We start from the raw sequence: 21162 nt of genomic DNA on the forward strand, positions 1-21162 counted from the left end.
CCAGCAGGTACAAAAAGGCCTGCACTAAGGCAGGCCTGGGTGTGTCGAAATCACCTTACTGCAGTTCGGGCGGAATGCTCGACACCATCGGTGCGGCCCCTTGGTTTTCCACCGGCACGGCAATTTCTACCGGCATGCCATCTTCTGCAGCCACCACGTCACGTACCATGTCCCAGTTCATGCGTAGGTTATTGGCCAGGTCTTCACGCTTGAGCAAGGCATTGATAACTGCGGTGTGTTTGTCGACCACTGACGGGTTACCCTGGTCATCCAGCGGCGTGTGTGCCTCAAGATAGACCTTGCCGGCGCTGATACCGAACTTGTAAGGCTCGTTGATGATGCGCACTGGCGTCCCCACCGGCACCATCTTCGACAGTTCAAGCACATTGTTGTTAAGCATGCGGAAGCAACCGTGACTGGTGCGCATGCCAATGCCGAACTTCTTGTTCGAACCATGGATCAGATAGCCCGGTACGCCCAAGGTGAACTTGAACGGCCCCAGCGGGTTGTCCGGGCCAGCCGGCACCACCGTCGGCAGGATGTCACCGTCCTCGGCGTGCTCTTTGCGAATCGAAGCGGGCGGCGTCCAGGTCGGGTTGGGCGTCTTGGCGGTGATCTTGGTGTTGGCGATCGGCGACCCCCACCCCTCGCGACCAATGCCCAGCGGGAAGGTGTACACCACGCTCTCCCCCTTGGGGAAGTAGTACATGCGGTACTCGGCCAGGTTGATGACGATGCCTTCGCGCGGCCCCGGCGGCAGAACGAAACGGGTCGGCAGGATGATCTCGGTGCCGGCACCCGGCAGCCAAGGGTCCACGCCGGGGTTGGCGGCAATCATTTCCAGGTAGCCGAGGTCGTTTGCGGTGCCGATATCGGCGAACGTGTCCTCGTACTTTGCCTTGATCACATGCACCTGGCCGACGATGTCTTCACCGGGCGGTGGCAGTGGCAGCTCCAGCGCAGCAGCGGGGCCCGCTACCAACAGGGCGGCCAGGGACAGGCTACGGGTGACGGCAGGAAAGCGCGGCAACATCCGGTAAATCCTTCGAAAGATGGGTCAAGAGGATCGATTGTACACCCGCGCCGATGCAAGCGGGAGGCATTGGCACGCTGCAAGCGTTTCAGATGATGAAAGGCGCTTGTCGTTCAGCTGCCATGCAGCTCAGGCCACACCGGGCGCATGCCGCGTCGCTGGGCATCGAGGATGGCACGGCACAGCTCACACAGGCGGCCATCGCGGTAAATCGATCGCGGCACCCCCGACCAACGCGGCTGGGCTGGCAGCAGGCCGCCACACAAGGTACGGTCGACCGGCACGCCCAGCTCAAGCTGGCGGGCCACGAGGTGGACGCGGATTTCCTGGCAGGCGAACAGGTCGAGCTGCTCGTCGGGCTCGATCAGTTGGTAGGCATACAGGGACCAGGCAGGGCGCGGCATTTGGAGCACTCGAAACGGGGGGCGCAACATTAGCCGAAAGGCGCCCCCGTTTAAAGCTTCACAGCAAGGGTTTTATCGCTGGCCAGGCATTTTCCAGCAGGCGCTGCTGAGCCCCCTGGGCCGGATGGATGCCATCAGCCTGCATCAGTTCAGGTACGCCCCCTACCCCTTCGAGGAAAAACGGCACCAAGGGAACCTGTTTGTCCGCTGCCAGCTGTTCATACACCTTGGCAAAGGCGGTGGTGTAACGCACACCATAATTGGGCGGCAGGCGCATGCCCAATAGCAGCACCTTGGCCCCTGCCTGACGCGAACGCTCGATCATCGAGGCAAGATTTTGTTGCAATTGTGCAGGCGGCTGCCCGCGCAGGCCATCGTTGCCGCCCAGCTCCAGCACCACCAGGCTTGGTTTATGTGCTGCAAGCAGCGCCGGCAGCCGCGCCTGGCCACCTGCGCTCGTATCGCCACTGATCGAAGCATTGACCACTTTGTCGTCAAAACCTTCGTCCCTGAGACGGGCCTGCAAGAGAGACACCCAGCCCTGACGGCTATCCAGGCCAAAACCGGCGCTGATACTATCGCCAACAACCAGCAGTGTTCCTGCCGCTGCGCTCTGGGCCAGGCAATACAGGGCCAGACCGGCACTCAACCACCACACTCGCATCGGATTCTCCATGAGCCCCAGCATTCTCGTTGCGCAGAACCTTAGCAAAGTGGTCCCCAGCGCGGAAGGTGACCTTACCATCCTCCACGCACTGTCTCTCGACCTGGCCCAAGGCGATAGCCTGGCCATCGTCGGCGCCTCGGGCTCTGGCAAATCGACCCTGCTCGGCTTGCTCGCCGGCCTCGACCGCCCCAGCGCTGGCAATGTCGTGCTCGCCGGCCACGACCTGGGGCCACTGGATGAAGACCAACGCGCCCGTGTGCGCGCCGAACATGTGGGTTTCGTGTTCCAGTCGTTCCAGCTGCTCGACAGCCTCAATGCACTGGAAAACGTCATGCTGCCACTGGAGCTGGACGGCCGCCGCGATGCCCGCGAACAGGCTCGCACTTTGCTGGAGCGGGTCGGTCTGGGCAAACGCCTGAGCCACACACCTCGGCAGCTGTCGGGCGGCGAGCAGCAGCGCGTGGCAATCGCCCGCGCCTTCGCCGCGCAACCTGCGGTGCTGTTCGCCGATGAGCCCACCGGCAACCTCGACAGCCACACCGGCGAACGCATCAGCGACTTGTTGTTCGAGCTGAACAAGGAGCGCGGCACAACCTTGGTGCTGGTCACCCATGACGAACGCCTGGCCCGCCGCTGCCGGCGCCAGATCCGCCTGGACGCGGGCCGCCTTGTGGCGCCGATGGAGGCCCGGTGAGCCGTATGCCGCTGTCCCGCCTGTGTGGCCTGGCACTGCGCCAGTTGCTGCGCGATGTTCGCGCCAGTGAAGTGCGCGTGCTGTTCTTTGCCCTGTTGGTGGCGGTAGCTGCCAGCACCGCCATCGGCTATTTCGGCGCCCGCCTCAACGGCGCCATGCAGCTGCGCGCCAGCGAGTTCCTGGGCGCCGATCTGGTACTGCAGGGCAGCGCCCCGGCCCGCGAGCAACAACTCGATGCCGGCAAGGCACTGGGCTTGCGCCATGCACGCGTGGTCGAGTTCACCAGCGTGGTCGGCGGCGACAATGGCATCCAGCTGTCCAGCGTAAAGGCCGCCGACGGCGCCTACCCGTTGCGCGGGCAAGTACGCAGCGCTCCGGCACCTTATGCCGAAGAAACACCCGGCGGCGGCCCTGCCCCTGGCGAAGTGTGGGTGGAACCGCGCCTGTTGGCAGCACTGGGGCTGGCAATCGGCGACAGCATCGACGTGGGCATGAAAACCCTGCGCATGAGCCGGGTGCTTACCTACGAACCGGACCGCGCCAACAACTTCTACAGCCTTACCCCGCGCGTGATGATGAACCTGGCCGACCTGGAGGCCACCGGCGTGATCCAGCCGGGCAGCCGGGTCACCTACCGTGACCTGTGGCGCGGCGATGCCGAGGCGCTGGCGCAGTACCGTCAGGCCGTGGAAAAAGACCTGGCCGCCAACCAGCGCCTGCGTGACACCCGCGATGGCAACCAACAGATCGGCGGCGCGCTGGGCAAAGCCGAACGCTACCTGAACATGGCCAGCCTGGTAGCTGTGCTGCTGGCAGGCGTAGCCGTGGCACTGTCGGCCAGTCGCTATGCTGCACGCCGACTGGACGCCAGTGCCCTGCTGCGCTGCCTGGGCCTGTCGCGCCACCAGGCATTGGGCCTGTATTGCCTGCAACTGGCCATGCTCGGCCTGGTCGCTGCCCTGGCCGGCGCCTTGCTCGGCTGGCTGGCTCAGCTGGGTCTGTTCCGCCTGCTGCACGGCTTGCTGCCGAGCGTGGTGCCCGCTGGCGGCATCGTTCCTGCGCTGGCAGGTATCGGTACCGGGCTGGTGGCACTGGCTGGCTTTGCCCTGCCGCCGATTGCAGCGCTGGGCCAGGTGCCGCCACTGCGCGTGCTGCGCCGTGACCTGCTGCCGATACCTGCGAGCAGTTGGCTGGTGTACGGCGCCGCCCTGCTCGCCCTGGGCCTGATCATGTGGCGCCTGAGCCTCGATCTGCTGCTCACCTTCGCCCTGCTCGGTGGCGGCCTGGTCGCTGCACTTCTGCTCGGCGGCCTGCTGTTGCTCGGTTTACGCAGCCTGCGCCAGCTGCTGGCCGGTGCGCCACTCACCTGGCGTCTGGGGCTGGGCCAGCTATTGCGCCACCCCATGGCGGCAGCAGGCCAGGCCCTGGCATTCGGCCTGATACTGCTGGCCATGGCCTTGGTCGCCCTGCTGCGCGCAGAGCTGCTCGATACCTGGCAAGCACAGCTACCCAAGGATGCGCCCAACCACTTCGCCCTGAACATCCTGCCAGATGACCGTGAGCCGTTCATCCAACACCTGCACCAGGTCAATGCCGCCTCAGCGCCGCTGTACCCGGTGACGCCCGGGCGCCTGGTGCAAATCAACGAAAAACCGGTACAGCAGGTGGTCAGCAAGGACTCGGCAGGCGAGCGCGCCGTGCAGCGCGACCTCAGCCTGACCTGGGCCGCCGAGTTGCCCGAAGGCAACGTGCTGACCGCAGGCAGTTGGTGGCAAGCCTTGCCAGCCGACAACGATATCCCCGGGGTTTCGGTGGAGGCGGAACTGGCCAGCAGCCTGAAACTGCAGATGGGCGACCTGCTGACGTTCGATATTGGCGGCCAGCAGCGCCAGGCCCGCGTCAGCAGCCTGCGCAACGTGCATTGGGACAGCTTCCAGCCGAACTTCTACATGATCTTCCAGCCTGGCACGCTGCAGGGGCTGCCGACCACTTACCTGACCAGCTTCTACCTGGCACCGGGGCATGACCTGGATGTCGTCGCGCTGTCACGGGCGTTTCCGGCGGTGACCATCCTGCAGGTGGATGCCTTGCTCGACCAGCTGCGCAGCATTCTCGCCCAGGTAACCCTGGCGGTGGAGTATGTGCTGCTGTTCGTGCTGGCCGCGGGGCTGGCAGTGTTGTTCGCTGGCTTGCAGGCCACGCTGGACGAGCGCATTCGCCAAGGCGCACTGTTGCGCGCACTGGGCGCGGCGCGGCCCTTGCTGGTAAAAGCCCGACGTATCGAGTTCGGCCTGCTGGGCGCGGCCAGCGGGCTATTGGCGGCCGTGGGCTGCGAACTGATTACCTGGGTGCTGTACCGCTATGCCTTCGACTTGCAGTGGAGCCCGCACCCGTGGCTGCTGGTGTTGCCGCTGACAGGGGCACTGCTGGTGGGGGGGGCGGGGGTGCTGGGAACGCGGCGGGCGTTGAATGCCAGCCCGCTGGCGGTGTTGCGCGAGGCTTGAGGCCTGGCTGGCAGCGTTTCTGCAGGCGCAACCCTGAGGGCTGAGCGATCGCCTGCCGGGACAGCACATGCCTCACGCTGGCGCAAGACGGGCCCGGTCAGTCCGTCGAGACGCCCTGGCCGTAACGGATGCTGCTCACATACCAGGTCGCTTCACCGGTAGGTGTATGCACCACCACCTCATCACCCTCCTCCTTCTTCAGCAAGGCGCGCGCCATGGGCGAATCGATCGAGATGTAATCGTTGCGCCCGTAGATCTCGTCGTAGCCGACAATGCGAAACTTCATGGTCTCGCCCTCGTCGTTCTCGATCTCAACCCAGGCACCGAAAAACACTTTGCCTTCCTGCTCGGGCGAGTACGCCACCACTTTCACATCTTCAAGCCGCTTGCGCAGGTATCGCACCCTGCGGTCGATTTCGCGCAACAGCTTCTTGTTGTACTGGTAGTCCGCGTTCTCGCTGCGGTCACCCAACGAAGCGGCCCAGGCAACCTTTTGGGTGATTTCCGGACGATACACCCGCCACAGGTGGTCCAGCTCTTTCTTCAGCGCCTCATGGCCTTCTGTGGTGATGATATTGGTGCTCAATAGCGCATTCCTCAGCGGCGGGTAATCAGGCCTTGACGCGCGATGCGGGTGAGATGGCCTATGACTTCGGCGGCCTCGTCCGGTGCCGGCGCCTGGATCACAGCCAGGTCGAAACGGTCATTGCCATACTGTGCGAGGTGGCAGCCGCTGTCGGCGAACTGGATCAGAAAGGCACGCGCCTGCCCCTTGCGCCGTGACAGGCCTTCAAGATGACGCAAAAGGGTGGGTTGATGCCGGCCGCCGAGCAGAATGCGCGGTGTGCGGGACGCCTGGCTGGCAGGCAAAGGGCTTAAACAGACACTGGTACGTGGGCAACTCATGGAGCTTCTCTCCGCCTCGCGAATCCCGCTGGGCAGCGGTGGGAGGCGTCACCGAACCAGCGCTTTAGCGGTATTTCGGACGGCCCGGAGGTGGGGCTTTCCTGCGCCCCGCAAGTAGCTGTTTAAATCGGCGCAGGCGGTATGCTAGAGCGATGAGCCCCAAGTTGCAAGCGACAAGCCGCAAGCAAGAACACGCCGAGTATTGGCCCGCGCTTGCCTGCGGCTCGTAGCTCACAGCGTGCAGCTGATTACCGGGCGATCAGGCGGTCGAGCGAGAAGCGGCCAGCGCCTTCGATCATGACTGCAACAGTGCCGGCCAACAGCGCCAGGGCGAACTCATAGCCGTTGTTGGACATGAACAGGCCGTTGCCGATGTGCACCGAAACGATCGCCACTACCAAGGTCACCGTCAGCGCCAGGGCCGCCGGGCGAGCCAGCAGGCCGACCACCAAGGCCAGGCCGCCGAAGAATTCGGCACTGCCGGACAGCAGGGCCATCAGATAACCCGGCGCCAGGCCGATGCTTTCCATCCATTGGCCGGTGCCTTCCAGGCCGTAGCCACCGAATAGGCCGAAGAGTTTTTGCGCACCATGAGCCATGAAGATGATGCCGACCAGGATGCGGATAACGCTCAAGCCAGCGCCAGCACGTGTAGAGAACAGCGCGTTGAGGGTAGTGTTTTTCATGTCGAAGCGTCCTTGAAGTGAAGCAGTTGTGTGGGTATGGGCGCCATCATAATCAATTCCACTGATATGAAAATCGCAAAAAACCCAACATAACAATCGATAAAATCGATTTTAACGCTTCGCCACGCGCTCCAGTGCCGCGCGTTCGCGGTTGAAGGCCAGGTAGTACTTGTTGATGCTATTGACGAAATTGACCGGTCCCATCCCCACTTGCTCCATGGCGATACGTTCGGTCTGGAAGAACCACTGGTTACCGTTTAGACCTCGCCGTCGAGCCTCTGCGCGCATGGCCTGAACCCGCTCGGGGCCGAGGTTGTAGGCTGCCAGCACAAAGGCCATGCGCTCACGCTCGTTGATCTTGGCACTGGCAAAAAACTTGCGCCGGATAAGCGCCAGGTAACGGGCACTGGCCAGGACATTGCCATCTACCGTTGCAGTGTTGCTCACCCCCACCCGCTGGGCCGCCGAAGGGGTAATCTGCATCAGGCCATGGGCACCGCCAGTACCGCGTGCAGCCGGATTGAGCGTCGACTCCTTGAAGGCCAGCGCAGCCAGGTTGAGCCAGTCGATCTGTTGCGCCTGGCCATGCTTCTGCAACACCGCCCGTACCGATGCCAGACGCTGGCGGTCCTTGCTGGCCAACGGGTTGTGTACCCGGTACTGGCGGCGGTAGATGCGCTCGAACGCCGCATCCTGGTTATCTGGCGCGCGGTAGCCTTGCAGAAAGTGATCAACTGCGGCCAACAATTGCGGGGCATCACGCCCGACATACCAGCGCATGGCTTGCGGCGCACCCAGGCGCACCCGGCTGTCCAGGCGCAGGCGCGGCATAACCCGGGCCCAACGCCGGGCAATGGGCTGCTCGACCACGGTCAGGTGGTAGATGCCTGCCTGTACCATCTCCAGCACATCCTCCACCGCCAGCGTCGAATCGACCCACTCCACTTTGATCGGCGGCCGCTTGCGCAGTGCCAGTTGCTGGTTGACCTGCTGGATCAATGGTCCGGCGGCACTGGCGCTGGTCAACGCCACGGTACGCCCTGACAGCTGTTCGACCTTGCTGAAACTTCGCTCGCCTTTGCGCCCGACCAGCATCAGCGGCACTTGGTCGAGTATCGGCGCGCTGCTACGAACACCATTCACCGTAGTGGGGTCAAGCAGCTCGCCTGGCGCGGCCAGGTCACCCTCGCCGCGGGCCAGGGCGCCCAGCAACTGTTCCTTGGCCCGCGGGATGAGCTTTAGCTGGATCTGCTGGTCGTCGGCAGTACGAGCATTGAGGAAATGCTCCAGGGCACGCAGGCGATAATACTCAATGCCGACTGGCTCGCCCTTGACCTCACCGGAACTGTTGCGGCTCTGGTTGACCAGCACTTTCAGTACTTTGCTGGTACGAATCTGCGGCAGGTCACGCACCTTGGCAGGCGGTATGTGCTGCTGTGGGCCCGGCGAGCGCGCCTGGGCGGGGCCGGTAAAGATCAACCCCAACGTCAGCAGAAAAATGAGCCAGCATCGCTGCATGCGAAAACGTGTCCGTGGTCGGTGAGCGGCATCCATGGGTTGCACCGCCAAGTGATAAACGACGGTAAATGACCACGGCAACAGCATGAAGTTCTTGGTTTTTTCAGAAAAACGCGCTTTTTGCTATGCTGGCCGCCCCGCGGCACGAGATAGCACCATGCAACTGATCGATATCGGCGTCAACCTGACCAACAGCAGTTTCCACGACCAACAGGCCGCAATCGTCGAGCGCGCGCTGGAGGCCGGCGTTACGCAAATGCTGCTGACAGGCACCAGCCTGGCGGTCAGCGAACAAGCCCTGGAACTGTGCCAACAACTGGATACAAGCGGTGCCCACCTGTTCGCCACGGCCGGCGTGCACCCTCACGATGCCAAGGCCTGGGATGCCGACAGCGAGCGCCAGCTGCGACGGTTGCTGAGTGAACCGCGCGTACGCGCGGTGGGCGAATGCGGCCTGGATTTCAACCGCGACTTTTCCCCTCGCCCGCTGCAGGAAAAAGCCTTGGAAGCCCAGCTGACACTGGCTGCGCAGCTGCGCCTGCCGGTGTTCCTGCACGAGCGCGATGCCAGCGAGCGCTTGCTGGCGATTCTCAAGGACTACCGCGACCACCTGACCGGCGCGGTGGTGCACTGCTTCACCGGTGAGCGTGAGGCGCTGTTCGCTTACCTGGACCTGGACCTGCACATCGGCATTACCGGCTGGATCTGCGACGAACGCCGCGGCACCCATCTGCACCCGCTGGTGGGCAACATTCCTCAAGGCCGGCTGATGCTGGAAAGCGACGCGCCCTACCTGCTGCCGCGCAGCTTGCGGCCCAAGCCCAAGAGCGGGCGCAACGAGCCGGCGTTCTTGCCGGAGGTACTGCGCGAGGTGGCCTCGCATCGCGGTGAATCAGCCGAGCACACGGCGGCGCATACGACGGCAACGGCGCGGGCTTTCTTCCAGCTCCCCTGAGTCTCGCGTGTTTCTGCGGGGCGGGTGAGCACAGTTGATATGCATCAACACATGTCTAGGAGGATGAGGGCACAATGATGGCACCTTGCCAATATTGTTTCCGTTCAACTCAGAGAAGACCTGCCCATGGGTGCCTGGCTTAGCAATGTTTCCCTGAAGTACAAGTTCTGGGCCGTCAACGCAGTGGCCTTTGTCACCACCTTGCTGCTGGTGCTGTACGCCGTGCACCTGGAGCAACGCGCACGTGCCGAGGCGGCTCAGGGCCAGGCGGTCGCACAAGCCCAGTTGCTGGCCGCCTGGCCAGCCGGGCAAGCACTGCCACGCCCGGCCAACGTCATCAGTTGGTCAACCGGGCAAACGCCAACCTACGCCGGGGAGGCGCTCGATGCCCTGCGCAACGCCCAAGGCTGGGTAGCATTGCCGAGCGCCTGGGTCCTCGGCGAAAACCCACTGCGTGGCGCACAGGTGCTGCGCAGTGGCGACCAGCAGTTAGCTGTGCTGGCCCAGTCACCCAGTTTGCGCCAGGTCTTCTTCGATCGTTTCAGCAATTACGCGGTGTGTGTGCTGATCCTGATGCTGGCCATGCTCGGCGCCTCCCAACTGCTGATCCGCTTCCTGCTCAGCCAACTCAACACCCTCAAGGACGTGATGCTGCACGTGGAAAAGACCGGCGACCTGTCGGCCCGCGTACCGCTAGCCAGTGGCGACGAGGTCGGCCAGATGGCTGGGGCCTTCAACGCCATGCAGTCCACCTATCACCGCGTGGTCAGCACCGTCGCCCACAGCGCAGCACAGTTGGACTCGGGCGCTGCACGCCTGGCCGCCAGCATGAGCGACGTACGCCATGGCATGCTCGGCCAGCAGAGTGAAACCGACCAGGCCGCCACTGCCATCAACGAAATGTCGGCGACCGTGCACCACATTGCCCAGCACGCCGGTGCCACCCGCGATTTGTCACAAACCGCCGACACCTTGGCCGGCAGCGGTCAAGCGGTGGTCAGCCGAGTGCAGGATTCGATTTCCGGGCTTTCCAGCGGCGTGCAACAAACTGCCGAGATGATTCGACAACTAGCCGAGGACAGCCAGAAGATCAACGGTGTAGTCAGTGTGATCCACAGTATTGCCGAACAGACCAACTTGCTGGCGCTTAACGCTGCCATCGAAGCCGCGCGCGCCGGCGACCTGGGCCGTGGCTTTGCCGTGGTGGCCGATGAAGTGCGCAACCTGGCCAAACGCGTGCAAACCTCCACGGATGAGATCACCACCATGGTTTCGGCCCTGCAGTCGGGCACCCGCGATGCGGTGGAGTTCATGCAGGAGAGCTCGTACAAGGCCGACGACTGTGTGCGTCAGGCACAGGAAGCCGGTGAGGCGCTGGCTGAAATCACCGGTGCCGTGGCGCAGATGCGCGAAAGCAATACCCAGATCGCTGTAGCGGCCGAGCAGCAAAGCCAGGTAGCCGAGGAAATGAACCGCGCGGTGGTCAGCATCCGCGATGTCACCGAGCGGACCGTGCAGCAGACGGTCGGCTCGGCGACCACCAGCAGCGAACTGGCGACCCTGGCCGGCGAACTGAACAAGGCCATTGGCCAGCTCAAGCTATAGTCACCATAGCCAGCTTCGATTGGCCCCCGCGTGGGGGCCGCACTAAGCTTTGGGCATGACCGAGAGGAAATCCCCATGAGCAAACGCCTGCCCAATCTTCCCGCCTGGCAATGGCGCGGCTACCACCATAATCACCGCCACCCGGCCAACCTGGTGCTGCACCTGATTGCTGTGCCGTTGTTCATTCTAGGGACACTACTGGTGCTGTCCGGCCTGTTCGGTTTCGACCTCGGCCAGATCGCGGTGGGCGTGATTGCCCTGGTCGCCGCGCTGGGCCTGCAGCGCCAAGGCCACCGCCTTGAAGCCCAGCAGCCCGAGCCGTTCGCCAACCGCCAGGATGCTGTGCAGCGCTTACTGACCGAGCAGTTCATCACCTTTCCGCGCTTTGTGGTGAGCGGGGCCTGGTGGAGGGCCTGGCGCGAACGGCACAAGCACCGACACTGAGCCAGCTGCCGGAGCACTGCTTGTGAGCAGCCTGGTAAGGATCAGGCGAAAACGGTGACGGTCTGCCGGCTCAAGGCCAACAACTCGCCCTGCGCCGTCCACAACGCTGCGGCAGCATGACCATAGCCATCCCGCGCATGTTCGGTCTCCACGCAGTACCGGCACCATTCCTGGGTCGAAAGCTTCGCCGTTGGCTGGATGAACTCGATGGTCCAGGTCAGCGTACTGCCCGCAGCGGGCTGCTTGAGAAACGGCATAAGGCTGGGCGGCCACGCATCCACCAACGCCAGCAAGTGCGCCTCGTTCACCGGCTCGTCAGCCACATCCCGCAAACGCACCCAGCCGCCCATCTTGCGCGACTGATTGCCACTGAACGGCAGCCCGCCTACTGCCCAGCGCAGGGCCACATGGCGCATGAACTCCGGGGTGACGCCTTTGATATAGGGCAACTCCGGGGCCGCTTCTTCGAGCGCAGGCATTTCAATGGCCGGTAACGCCGGCACTTCGACCACCGAAGGGCGGCCCGCACCGAAATTGCCCTGCACCAAAGTCACCACCTGGCCATCCTGAACCGCGCGGCCCAGCAACGTGCTAACCGCCTTGCCTTCGCGCAAAACCTCCACCTCGAAGCGGATGGGCACATCCGCCGCCGCGGGTGCCACGAAGCTGATGGCCAATGAGCGTACCGGGCGGTTGTCGCTGATCTTGAGGCGCATGATTTCATAGACCATAGCCGCCATCAGCCCGCCAAAGGCAGCGCGCCCCTGGGCCCAGCTGGGCGGAATGCTGACCGAATCCGGGTTGGCCCGTACGGCGTCGAGGAGTTGGTTGAAATTCATTGGCCGGCTCCTGCCTGCAAAGAAAAAGGTCCGCTCATCCTAGCCAGCAAACGCCGGGCAATCAGCCCGCATATCGGTCATTTTCCGTGATAACGCCGCGCCAGCGCCTCTTGCAGGGCGTCCAGCGTCACATCTGACTGGCGCTCCGCCTCATGCAACCCCTGCTCCCAACCAGCCTTGCAGGGGAGCAGGTCGGCATGATCGCGGGCTTGCAGCAGCCATTGCAGGCGGTCGTGCCAATCCCCCAGGTTGCCCTGTGCCTTTTTCAACAGACGTTGCAGTTTCTTCCCAGCGTGATCGAGTTGCGGGTAGGCCTCATCGCCATAGCGCGCACGCTTGATCAGCAAACGCAGGCGGTGGCGATCGTGAGCCGGGTCCTGCAACGCTTTGTGCAACTTGCGCCACTGCTTGACCAGGCGCTTGTCGATGCGTTTGCCCAGCGACTTGACCAGCCCCTCCCGGCCCGCCGCTCGCAGGAACAATGGAAAGGCGTCGAGAATTGCCAATACCCTGGCCAGCTGTGGGCTGGCAGCGACACTGGCGAAAGTCCTGTCTCGCCCCTCCAGACGCCGCTGGCCGGCTGCCGCATGACCGCGCCCGATCAGCTCGGCCGCCAGCACCTCGCGATCACGCAGCGGCGTGGTAAGGGTCCCCAGCGAACGTGCAGCATCCTCCAGCTGCTCCACGCCAGGCAGCCCACGCAGCGGCCTCAGCAGACTGCGCAGGCGCCGCAAGGTGATACGCAGGTCGTGCAAGGCCTCGCTGTCGGTATTGGCAGCCAGGCGTTCACGACAGGCCAGCAAGCGCACCTGCAAGGTCAGTATCTGGGCAACGACATGGTCGAGCATGGCTGACATACGATGCTCCCTGTTCAGCGCCCGGCGCGAGATTCACGAATGTAGAACCGCGCCTTTTCGGCTTTGCGGGTACAGCTTTCGTAGCCTTCGAACTGCTGCTGGGTCTTGGCCCCGGTCAGCAGTGACAAGGCTTTGGAATAACTTACAGCACCGGCAAAGCCTTCGGCCTTGGCCAGGTCCAGTTCCTTCCAGGCGGCATCCAGCTGGGTCGCGCAGCTGTCACGGTAGGCCGTCTTGCCCGCGCAGCCAGCTAGGGCCAAGGCAATCAGTGGAAGGCAGATCCAGGCTTTCATCAGTAATACCTCTATGGAAAAACGGTGGCTGTTCGACGCTCCGACAGCTGGAAAGTGCCATGCCCAGCCGGCTTTGCCTGGCCAGTTTTATTACAGTAGCTCAGCACGATCTACATTGAAGCACAGGCAGCGATGGGTGCATTGTAGGACCATGATGGCACTGGCCGGGGAATGTTCATGAGCAAACGTGTGGCACTGGTACTGGGATCGGGCGGCGCCCGAGGGTATGCACACATCGGCGTGATCGAAGAAATCGAGCGCCGCGGCTACGACATAGCCTGCGTCGCAGGGTGTTCCATGGGCGCGGTGATTGGCGGTATCTATGCCGCCGGCAAGCTGGACGAGTATCGCAACTGGATCGAAAGCCTCGACTACCTGGATGTGCTGCGCCTGGTCGACGTCAGCTTTCGCCTCGGTGCGATTCGCGGCGACAAGGTGTTCGGGCAGATCCGCAAGATCGTCGGCGAGATAAACATCGAGCAACTGCGCATACCCTACACCGCAGTGGCCGCCGACCTTACCAACCAGCAGGAAATCTGGTTCCAGGAGGGTTGCCTGCATCAGGCCATGCGCGCCTCAGCGGCCATTCCCAGCCTGTTCACGCCAGTGATGCAAGGCAACCGCATGCTTGTCGACGGTGGCATCCTCAACCCGCTGCCAATCGTGCCGGTGGTGTCCAGCCATTGCGACCTGATCATCGCGGTCAACCTCAACGCCACCAACCAGAAGCAGTACCAGTTGCCGGTGATCGAGCGCCCGGCGGCATTCAAGATGCGCTTTGACGCCTTGTTGAGCTCGCTGGGTTCACGCTTGCCATTCCGGCGCAAACCGGCGGAAGAGCTGATCCGCATCGAAAAGGAAATCGTCGCCGAGGGGTTGGCACCGCCAAGCCCGTGGCTTGCCGACAGCGCCGACCCGGAAAACCAGCAACCGGCAGCGGCCCCGGAGCGCGAGGGCGCACCGAAGTCGGCCACCGGCTCTTTCATCATCGACAACGTGGGGCCAGCCTCGCTGCTGGACTTGATCAACCAGAGCTTCGAGGTCATGCAGACTTCGTTGGCACAGTACAAGATTGCCGGCTATCCACCGGATGTGCTGATCAACGTGCCCAAGCGGGTGTGCCGGTTTTTCGAGTTCTACAAAGCGCCGGAGCTCATCGCCCTGGGGCGAGAGATTGCACGCGATACGCTGGACAGTTATGAAGGGGTGAAGCGGTAGCACCTGGTTGGCGCCGCACCTGAAGGCGGTGTGGTGCTCGACAATGACCGTGCTCGCGGCTGGCGAAAACGAAACAGGCCGCACGAGGCGGCCTGTTTCTTCATGCAACGAACACCTTAGTAACGGGTGATGTCTGCATTGGCTTCCAGCTGCTTGCGGTAAGCCGCAAAGTCCTGCTGGCCAGCACGGGACGCGAGGTAGCGGCGAATCTGCTGCTTCTCTTCGTCGGTGGCGGTAGCGCCGTCGTTCACACCCTTGAGCTGCAACACCACCAGGCTTCCGTCACGCAGCACCACACTGCCATACACAGGCTTGTCCTTGGCTTGCGGCTTGCCCAGACGGAACAGTGCCTGCAGTTCGGCCGGGTCAATACCGTCCTCGCCACGGGTGACTGCTTCATAGGCTTTCCAGCCTTGGCCTTCGTGAACGCTGCCTGCTGCGATGGAACCGTCACGCAGGCCGGCAATCAGCTTGTCTGCCTTGGCCTTGAGTTCGGCAGTCGCCTTCTCTTTGGCCAGGTGCTCCCTGATGTTCTTGGCCACAGCGTCCAGCGGCAGTTGCTCTGGTTTGCGGTGTTCCTTGACGCGCAGCACCACGGTGGTCTCAGGGTCGAGCTCGATGGCGGTGCTGTTGGCACCCTCATCCAGCACTTCTTCAGAGAACGCCGCCTGCACCACCGCACGGTTGGCGGTAATGCCTTCACCGCCCTCACGGCCGAAGGCCGCGGAGGTGTGCACCTTGAGGTTCAGGTCCTGGGCCGGCTGGGCCAGGTCGGAAGCCTCGTAGGCAGCATCCTGCAGTTGCTTGCTGGCGTCGACATAACGCTGCTCGACCAGCGGCATCTTCAGATCGCGGGTCAGTTTGTCCTTCAGGCTGGCGAAGCTCGGTACTTCTGGCGCCTGGACGCCCAGCAGCTTGATCAGATGGTAGCCAAACTCGGTGCGCACCGGAGCAGATACCTGGCCATTCTGCAGCTGGTACAGCGCCTCTTCGAAGGCCGGGTCGTATACGCCCGGGCCGGCAAAGCCGAGGTCACCACCGCTGGTGGCGGAGCCTGGGTCCTGAGAGAACTCTTTGGCCAAAGCGGCAAAGTCCTCACCCTTGGCCAGACGCTGCTCGATCTCTTCGGCGCGGGCCTTGGCCTGGGCGTCGCTGACCTTGTCGTTGACCTCGATGAGGATGTGCGCGGCATGGCGCTGCTCGGCCAGGTTGGCGATTTCCTTCTCGTACTGGGCCTTGAGCTCTTCGTCGGTCACTTTGACCTGATCGAAGAACGCCGACTTCTTCAGCTCGATGTAGTCGATCACGACCTGGTCAGGCGACATGAACTCCTTGGCGTGCTGGTCGTAGTGCGCCTTGACCTCTTCGTCGCTGACCTTGACTGCGGCCGGGTCGGCCTTGAACGTCAGGGAGGCGAAGTCGCGGGTCTGCTTCTCCAGGCGAGCGAAGGCATCGACCTGTTGATCGGTGACGAAGCTGCTGCCGGCCAGGCCGGTGCGCAGTTGGCCGATGAGCATTTCCTCGCCGAGCATCTCGCGGAACTGCATACGGCCGTAGCCCATCTGGCGGATCACCTGGTCGAAACGGTCAGCGCTGAACTTGCCGTCCACCTGGAACTCAGGGGTCTGCAAGATCACCTGATCCAGCGCGGCCTCGGAGAATGCGAACTTGGCATCCTCAGCACCTTGCAGCAGCAGCTTGCGACTGATCAGCCCCTTGAGTGCCTCCTCTCGCAGCAACTTGTCATCCAGCAGCGCCGGGTCGAAATCCTTGCCCAACTGTTGCATCAGTTGACGGCGCTGCATGTCGGCCGCCTGGCTCAGTTCGTTCTGGCTGATGGTCTGGCCGTTCACCTTGGCGGCGTCCTGGCTATGAGTGGCGGCCTGGAAAATGGCTTCGAAACCGGTCAATGCCATCAACACGACGATAAGGCCGATGATGGTCTTGGCAATCCAACCTTGTGAATTGTCCCTGATATTTTGCAGCATGCGTCCCCCAGAAACGGCTGTACCACTGCGTCGACAACCGCGGAGCGTGGGTAGAATCCTGATAAAAGAAAGGCGCATCCGAGGATGCGCCTTTTCTTAGCAAACGTGTCAGGCGGGAACGTTTGCGCCCCGCCATCACCGTGCTCGGACCAGGCCAGGCCGGGTCCGGCTGAAAGACGACTTAGTTGACGGCGTCTTTCAGGCCTTTGCCTGCCTTGAAACCTGGAACCTTGGCGGCTTCGATCTTGATTGCCTTGCCGGTTTGCGGGTTGCGGCCGGTACGCTCGGCGCGCTCCTTGACCGAGAAGGTACCAAAGCCAACCAGTACCACATCGTCACCTTGCTTCAGGGCGCCGGTGACGGATTCGATGACTGCGTCCAGCGCACGGCCGGCTACAGCTTTCGGGATGTCTGCAGATGCGGCGATAGCGTCAATCAGTTCCGACTTGTTCACTCTAAGTCCCCTTATTTCTCTATTGAGTTTGTTTCTAAGTATGTAATGAAAAGCTTATGAAACGTGTGCTGGGAGGCATGGCGACAATAACGTGCCGCTTTATAGCAAGGCGCCGAAAATACTGTCAAGGAAAGCCCCCCAGCCAAAAACTACTAATGCGTGCTGATTCTTTCCTTAGCATCGCCGTCGCGCTTCTCGTCTTTCGCGACAATCTCCGGAGCCACATCTGGCAAGGGCTCCGGGGCGTATTGCAGCGCAATTTGCAGGACTTCGTCAATCCATTTGACCGGTTTGATCTGAAGATCCTGTTTGATATTTTCAGGAATCTCCTTGAGATCGCGAACATTCTCCTCGGGAATGATCACCGTCTTGATCCCGCCACGGTGTGCCGCCAGCAGTTTTTCCTTCAGCCCGCCAATGGCCAATACCTGGCCACGCAAGGTGATTTCGCCGGTCATGGCCACGTCGGCACGTACCGGAATCTGCGTCAGCGCCGACACCAGTGCGGTGCACATTCCGATACCGGCACTTGGGCCGTCCTTCGGCGTGGCGCCCTCAGGCATGTGAATGTGCACGTCATGCTTCTCGTGGAAGTCGGCAGCAATCCCCAGGCTGCGGGCGCGGCTGCGCACCACGGTCTGCGCGGCGGTAATCGACTCGACCATGACATCGCCCAGCGAGCCGGTCTTGATCAACTGGCCCTTGCCGGGGATGACCACGGCCTCGATGGTGAGCAACTCGCCACCCACCTGGGTCCACGCCAGGCCGGTTACCTGGCCGATCTGATCCTGCTGCTCGGCCAGGCCATAGCGGAACTTGCGCACGCCCAGCAGGTGCTCCAGCTGCTCGCTGGCCACCTTGACCTTGACCTGCTTCTGCCCGGTATGTTCCTTGACCACCTTGCGGCAGACCTTGGCAATTTGCCGCTCCAGGCCCCGCACACCGGCTTCACGGGTGTAGTAGCGGATGATGTCGCGAATCGCCGAGATGTCGACGTCCAGCTCTTCCTTCTTCAAGCCGTTGGCCTTGACCTGCTTGGGCACCAGGTACTTGACCGCGATGTTGATCTTTTCGTCCTCGGTGTAGCCAGGCAGACGGATGACTTCCATCCGGTCCAGCAGCGCCGGCGGGATGTTCATCGAGTTCGAGGTGCACAGGAACATCACGTCCGAGAGGTCGTAGTCGACCTCCAGGTAGTGGTCGTTGAAGTTGTGGTTCTGTTCAGGGTCGAGCACTTCCAGCAGTGCCGAAGCGGGGTCACCGCGCATGTCGCTGCCCATCTTGTCGATCTCGTCGAGCAGGAACAACGGGTTGCGCACACCCACCTTGGTCATTTTCTGGATCAGGCGACCCGGCATGGAGCCGATGTAGGTACGGCGGTGGCCACGGATCTCGGCCTCGTCACGCACGCCACCCAGGGCCATGCGCACGAACTTGCGGTTGGTGGCGGCAGCGATCGACTCGGCCAGCGAGGTCTTGCCGACACCGGGTGGCCCGACCAGGCACAGCACCGGACCGCGGATCTTCTTGACGCGCTTCTGCACGGCAAGGTATTCGAGGATGCGTTCCTTGACCTCTTCCAGGCCATAGTGGTCGGCATCGAGGATTTCCTCGGCCTTGGTCAGGTCCAGACGCACCTTGCTCTGAGCCTTCCACGGCACCTGCACCAACCAGTCGAGGTACGAGCGCACCACGGTAGCTTCGGCCGACATCGGAGACATTTGCTTGAGCTTGTTCAGCTCCGCCTGAGCCTTGGTCAAGGCATCCTTAGGCAGACCTGCGGCTTCGATGCGCTTTTTCAGCTCTTCGACTTCATTGTGGCCTTCATCACCATCGCCAAGTTCTTTCTGAATGGCCTTCATCTGCTCATTCAGGTAGTACTCGCGCTGGCTGCGCTCCATCTGCTTCTTGACCCGGCCGCGAATGCGCTTTTCGACCTGCAGGAGGTCGATTTCGGCATCCAGCAGTGCCAGCACGTGCTCGACACGGGTCGTCAAGTCGACGATTTCAAGAATTTCCTGCTTCTGCTCGATCTTCAGGGCCATGTGCGCGGCCATGGTGTCGACCAGGCGCCCTGGCTCGTCGATGCTGTTCAGCGAAGACAGCACTTCGGCAGGCACCTTCTTGCCCAGCTGAACGTATTGTTCGAACTGCGACAGCAGCGTGCGCACGAACACTTCCGACTCGCGCTCGGCAGTGTCGGTTTCGTCGATCAGGGAGACTTCGGCACGGATGTGCCCTTCAACTTCGGAGAAGCGCTCGACCGCACCCCGCTGTTCGCCTTCGACCAGCACCTTGACGGTGCCATCAGGCAGCTTCAGCAGTTGCAGCACGGTGGCAACGGTACCGACGCGGTACAGGGCGTCCTCACCCGGATCGTCGTCGGCTGGGTTCTTCTGGGCCAGCAGAAGGATCTGCTTTTCGCCCGTCATCGCCGCCTCGAGGGCTTCGATGGACTTTTCGCGCCCCACGAACAGCGGGATAACCATGTGCGGGTAAACAACGACATCGCGCAATGGCAAAAGAGGCAAGTCGAGGGTGGTCTTCATGATTTCGCCTCTACAGCGGCCTTATGGCCGGAAACCGGTGGAAATGATGCTTGGACCTAATGTGGGGGCACGCTTGAGAAATTACAAGCGCTTGCACAGGAAAAGCAGAAAGGGGCCCGTAGGCCCCCTTCTTGCTTGCAACCGAGAACCGGCCATTGCCTGAATCAGGCGTCTGGTGCGGCTTTGGCTTGCGGTTCGCTGTTTTCGTAAATCATCAGCGGCTGCGAGGTACCTTCAATGACGCTCTCGTCGATAACCACCTTGCTGACATCCTTTTTCGAAGGAATCTCATACATGGTATCGAGCAGCACGCCTTCGAGGATCGAACGCAGGCCACGAGCGCCAGTCTTGCGCTCCAAGGCCTTGCGTGCAACGGCCTTGAGCGCATCGCTGCGGAACTCGAGGTCGACGCTTTCCATCTCGAACAGCTTGGCATACTGCTTGGTCAGGGCATTCTTCGGCTCGGTGAGGATCTGCATCAACGCAGCCTCATCCAGCTCGTCGAGGGTAGCCAGTACCGGCAGGCGGCCGACGAATTCCGGAATCAGGCCAAACTTGACCAGATCGTCCGGCTCGACCTCACGCAGGGACTCACCAACCTTCTTGCCCTCTTCCTTGCTGCGCACTTCGGCACCAAAACCGATGCCGCCTTTGGTGGAGCGGTTCTGGATGACCTTTTCCAGGCCCGAGAACGCACCACCGCAGATGAACAGGATGTTGCGGGTATCAACCTGCAGGAATTCCTGTTGCGGGTGCTTGCGGCCGCCTTGCGGCGGGACCGAGGCCACGGTGCCTTCGATCAGCTTCAGCAGTGCCTGCTGCACGCCCTCGCCCGAGACATCACGGGTAATGGACGGGTTGTCCGACTTGCGCGAGATCTTGTCGATTTCGTCGATGTAGACAATGCCCATCTGGGCCTTTTCCACGTCGTAGTCGCACTTCTGCAACAGCTTCTGGATGATGTTTTCGACGTCCTCACCCACATAACCGGCTTCGGTCAGGGTGGTGGCGTCAGCAATGGTGAACGGTACGTTCAACAGGCGTGCCAGGGTTTCGGCGAGCAGGGTCTTACCCGAGCCGGTCGGCCCGATGAGCAGGATGTTGCTCTTGCCCAGTTCGACTTCGTCACCCTTCTTGTCACGCTGGTTCAGGCGCTTGTAGTGGTTGTACACCGCTACGGCCAGCACCTTCTTCGCGCGCTCCTGACCAATCACGTACTGGTCCAGGATGCCGCTGATTTCTTTCGGCGAAGGCAATTTGTGCGCGCTGCTCTCGGCCTGGGCTTCCTGCACCTCCTCACGGATGATGTCGTTGCACAGGTCGACGCACTCGTCGCAGATAAATACCGAGGGCCCGGCAATCAGTTTGCGCACTTCGTGCTGGCTTTTGCCGCAGAAGGAGCAATAAAGCAATTTGCCGCTGTCCTCGCCGTTACGGGTGTCAGTCATTCGATCGATCCAATCCGGTAGGCTTGCAACACAAGATGAAGGCAATTGCGGGCTTTTTCAAGTCCGCAGGTAGGCGCTTTCGACGCCCACCTGCTCTGAC

20 protein-coding genes are annotated in these 21162 nt (G+C 62.2%); 6 read left to right on the forward strand and 14 right to left on the reverse strand.

The features are described from left to right. Positions 1-55: 55 nt before the first annotated feature. The 3 genes from I8746_RS05630 to I8746_RS05640 form a co-directional block, all read right to left on the reverse strand. Positions 56-1033, reverse strand: coding sequence for a L,D-transpeptidase family protein (locus I8746_RS05630; RefSeq protein WP_003250286.1), 978 nt, complete (start codon positions 1031-1033; stop codon positions 56-58). Between the two features lie 113 nt (positions 1034-1146). Next, positions 1147-1437: a hypothetical protein gene (locus I8746_RS05635; RefSeq protein ID WP_003250283.1), complete on the reverse strand. Its 291-nt coding sequence runs from the start codon at positions 1435-1437 to the stop codon at positions 1147-1149. Between the two features lie 58 nt (positions 1438-1495). Beyond that, entirely contained in the window at positions 1496-2101 is a 606-nt protein-coding gene (locus I8746_RS05640) for an arylesterase (RefSeq protein ID WP_003250280.1), read from the reverse strand. A 10-nt stretch (positions 2102-2111) separates the two neighbouring features. Here I8746_RS05640 and I8746_RS05645 point away from each other — a divergent pair, with 10 nt between their 5' ends. Then, a complete protein-coding gene (locus I8746_RS05645; protein WP_003250278.1) occupies positions 2112-2798 on the forward strand; it encodes an ABC transporter ATP-binding protein in 687 nt (228 codons plus the stop codon). Continuing rightward, complete coding sequence (locus I8746_RS05650; RefSeq protein ID WP_017147774.1) at positions 2795-5302, forward strand: ABC transporter permease; 2508 nt, start codon at positions 2795-2797, stop codon at positions 5300-5302. The genes I8746_RS05645 and I8746_RS05650 overlap by 4 nt, the downstream gene beginning before the upstream one ends. 97 nt (positions 5303-5399) lie before the next feature. Here I8746_RS05650 and greB read toward each other — a convergent pair whose 3' ends face one another. The 4 genes from greB to I8746_RS05670 form a co-directional block, all read right to left on the reverse strand. Continuing rightward, positions 5400-5888 (reverse strand): transcription elongation factor GreB, encoded by a 489-nt coding sequence (gene greB / locus I8746_RS05655; protein WP_010953283.1) that lies wholly within the window; start codon positions 5886-5888, stop codon positions 5400-5402. 11 nt (positions 5889-5899) lie between these two features. Then, complete coding sequence (locus tag I8746_RS05660; RefSeq protein WP_003250272.1) at positions 5900-6208, reverse strand: hypothetical protein; 309 nt, start codon at positions 6206-6208, stop codon at positions 5900-5902. 248 nt (positions 6209-6456) lie between these two features. Continuing rightward, positions 6457-6894, reverse strand: coding sequence for a DoxX family protein (locus I8746_RS05665; protein ID WP_003250269.1), 438 nt, complete (start codon positions 6892-6894; stop codon positions 6457-6459). 111 nt (positions 6895-7005) lie between these two features. Then, on the reverse strand, positions 7006-8412 hold the full coding sequence (locus I8746_RS05670) for a transglycosylase SLT domain-containing protein (protein WP_041168497.1): 1407 nt from the start codon (positions 8410-8412) through the stop codon (positions 7006-7008). 157 nt (positions 8413-8569) lie between these two features. Between I8746_RS05670 and I8746_RS05675 the strand changes: the two genes are divergently transcribed. The 3 genes from I8746_RS05675 (at position 8570) to I8746_RS05685 (ending at position 11416) form a co-directional block, all read left to right on the forward strand. Further along, positions 8570-9367: a TatD family hydrolase gene (locus tag I8746_RS05675; RefSeq protein WP_221100282.1), complete on the forward strand. Its 798-nt coding sequence runs from the start codon at positions 8570-8572 to the stop codon at positions 9365-9367. Between the two features lie 126 nt (positions 9368-9493). Continuing rightward, positions 9494-10972 carry a methyl-accepting chemotaxis protein gene (locus tag I8746_RS05680; RefSeq protein ID WP_012053065.1) on the forward strand — a complete coding sequence of 493 codons (1479 nt, stop codon included), beginning with the start codon at positions 9494-9496 and terminating at the stop codon, positions 10970-10972. A gap of 75 nt (positions 10973-11047) precedes the next feature. Next, positions 11048-11416: an Mpo1-like protein gene (locus I8746_RS05685; protein ID WP_004576795.1), complete on the forward strand. Its 369-nt coding sequence runs from the start codon at positions 11048-11050 to the stop codon at positions 11414-11416. 41 nt (positions 11417-11457) lie between these two features. On the opposite strand, the gene I8746_RS05690 is transcribed toward I8746_RS05685, so the two are convergent. The 3 genes from I8746_RS05690 to I8746_RS05700 all read right to left on the reverse strand — a co-directional run bounded on the left by I8746_RS05690 (position 11458) and on the right by I8746_RS05700 (position 13405). Then, positions 11458-12255, reverse strand: a complete 798-nt coding sequence (locus tag I8746_RS05690; RefSeq protein ID WP_014753842.1) for an acyl-CoA thioesterase II — start codon at positions 12253-12255, stop codon at positions 11458-11460. Between the two features lie 77 nt (positions 12256-12332). Then, positions 12333-13112: a CHAD domain-containing protein gene (locus I8746_RS05695; protein ID WP_014753843.1), complete on the reverse strand. Its 780-nt coding sequence runs from the start codon at positions 13110-13112 to the stop codon at positions 12333-12335. Positions 13113-13126: 14 nt separating this feature from the next. Then, complete coding sequence (locus tag I8746_RS05700; protein WP_003250254.1) at positions 13127-13405, reverse strand: lipoprotein; 279 nt, start codon at positions 13403-13405, stop codon at positions 13127-13129. Between the two features lie 177 nt (positions 13406-13582). Between I8746_RS05700 and I8746_RS05705 the strand changes: the two genes are divergently transcribed. Beyond that, positions 13583-14623 carry a patatin-like phospholipase family protein gene (locus I8746_RS05705; protein WP_003250250.1) on the forward strand — a complete coding sequence of 347 codons (1041 nt, stop codon included), beginning with the start codon at positions 13583-13585 and terminating at the stop codon, positions 14621-14623. Between the two features lie 116 nt (positions 14624-14739). Here the strand turns inward: I8746_RS05705 and I8746_RS05710 are convergent, their stop codons facing one another. The 4 genes from I8746_RS05710 to clpX all read right to left on the reverse strand — a co-directional run bounded on the left by I8746_RS05710 (position 14740) and on the right by clpX (position 21062). Then, a complete protein-coding gene (locus I8746_RS05710; RefSeq protein WP_012053068.1) occupies positions 14740-16611 on the reverse strand; it encodes a SurA N-terminal domain-containing protein in 1872 nt (623 codons plus the stop codon). 181 nt (positions 16612-16792) lie between these two features. Then, on the reverse strand, positions 16793-17065 hold the full coding sequence (gene hupB / locus I8746_RS05715; protein WP_003250246.1) for a nucleoid-associated protein HU-beta: 273 nt from the start codon (positions 17063-17065) through the stop codon (positions 16793-16795). Positions 17066-17217: 152 nt separating this feature from the next. Further along, positions 17218-19614, reverse strand: coding sequence for an endopeptidase La (gene lon, locus I8746_RS05720; RefSeq protein WP_012053069.1), 2397 nt, complete (start codon positions 19612-19614; stop codon positions 17218-17220). Positions 19615-19778: 164 nt separating this feature from the next. Then, positions 19779-21062 carry an ATP-dependent Clp protease ATP-binding subunit ClpX gene (clpX, locus tag I8746_RS05725; RefSeq protein WP_003250242.1) on the reverse strand — a complete coding sequence of 428 codons (1284 nt, stop codon included), beginning with the start codon at positions 21060-21062 and terminating at the stop codon, positions 19779-19781. Positions 21063-21162 lie beyond the last annotated feature (100 nt).

This window comes from Pseudomonas sp. USTB-Z (genome assembly GCF_019691255.1).
Classification (GTDB): domain Bacteria; phylum Pseudomonadota; class Gammaproteobacteria; order Pseudomonadales; family Pseudomonadaceae; genus Aquipseudomonas; species Aquipseudomonas alloputida.

Excerpts from the sequence above, each read along its gene's own strand:
- I8746_RS05630 (WP_003250286.1), bottom strand. The coding sequence starts at position 1,033 with ATGTTGCCGCGCTTTCCTGCCGTCACCCGTAGCCTGTCCCTGGCCGCC.
- I8746_RS05635 (WP_003250283.1), bottom strand. The coding sequence starts at position 1,437 with ATGCCGCGCCCTGCCTGGTCCCTGTATGCCTACCAACTGATCGAGCCC.
- I8746_RS05640 (WP_003250280.1), bottom strand. The coding sequence starts at position 2,101 with ATGCGAGTGTGGTGGTTGAGTGCCGGTCTGGCCCTGTATTGCCTGGCC.
- I8746_RS05645 (WP_003250278.1), top strand. The coding sequence starts at position 2,112 with ATGAGCCCCAGCATTCTCGTTGCGCAGAACCTTAGCAAAGTGGTCCCC.
- I8746_RS05660 (WP_003250272.1), bottom strand. The coding sequence starts at position 6,208 with ATGAGTTGCCCACGTACCAGTGTCTGTTTAAGCCCTTTGCCTGCCAGC.
- I8746_RS05665 (WP_003250269.1), bottom strand. The coding sequence starts at position 6,894 with ATGAAAAACACTACCCTCAACGCGCTGTTCTCTACACGTGCTGGCGCT.
- I8746_RS05670 (WP_041168497.1), bottom strand. The coding sequence starts at position 8,412 with ATGCAGCGATGCTGGCTCATTTTTCTGCTGACGTTGGGGTTGATCTTT.
- I8746_RS05675 (WP_221100282.1), top strand. The coding sequence starts at position 8,570 with ATGCAACTGATCGATATCGGCGTCAACCTGACCAACAGCAGTTTCCAC.
- I8746_RS05680 (WP_012053065.1), top strand. The coding sequence starts at position 9,494 with ATGGGTGCCTGGCTTAGCAATGTTTCCCTGAAGTACAAGTTCTGGGCC.
- I8746_RS05685 (WP_004576795.1), top strand. The coding sequence starts at position 11,048 with ATGAGCAAACGCCTGCCCAATCTTCCCGCCTGGCAATGGCGCGGCTAC.
- I8746_RS05690 (WP_014753842.1), bottom strand. The coding sequence starts at position 12,255 with ATGAATTTCAACCAACTCCTCGACGCCGTACGGGCCAACCCGGATTCG.
- I8746_RS05695 (WP_014753843.1), bottom strand. The coding sequence starts at position 13,112 with ATGTCAGCCATGCTCGACCATGTCGTTGCCCAGATACTGACCTTGCAG.
- I8746_RS05700 (WP_003250254.1), bottom strand. The coding sequence starts at position 13,405 with ATGAAAGCCTGGATCTGCCTTCCACTGATTGCCTTGGCCCTAGCTGGC.
- I8746_RS05705 (WP_003250250.1), top strand. The coding sequence starts at position 13,583 with ATGAGCAAACGTGTGGCACTGGTACTGGGATCGGGCGGCGCCCGAGGG.
- I8746_RS05710 (WP_012053068.1), bottom strand. The coding sequence starts at position 16,611 with ATGCTGCAAAATATCAGGGACAATTCACAAGGTTGGATTGCCAAGACC.
- lon (WP_012053069.1), bottom strand. The coding sequence starts at position 19,614 with ATGAAGACCACCCTCGACTTGCCTCTTTTGCCATTGCGCGATGTCGTT.
- clpX (WP_003250242.1), bottom strand. The coding sequence starts at position 21,062 with ATGACTGACACCCGTAACGGCGAGGACAGCGGCAAATTGCTTTATTGC.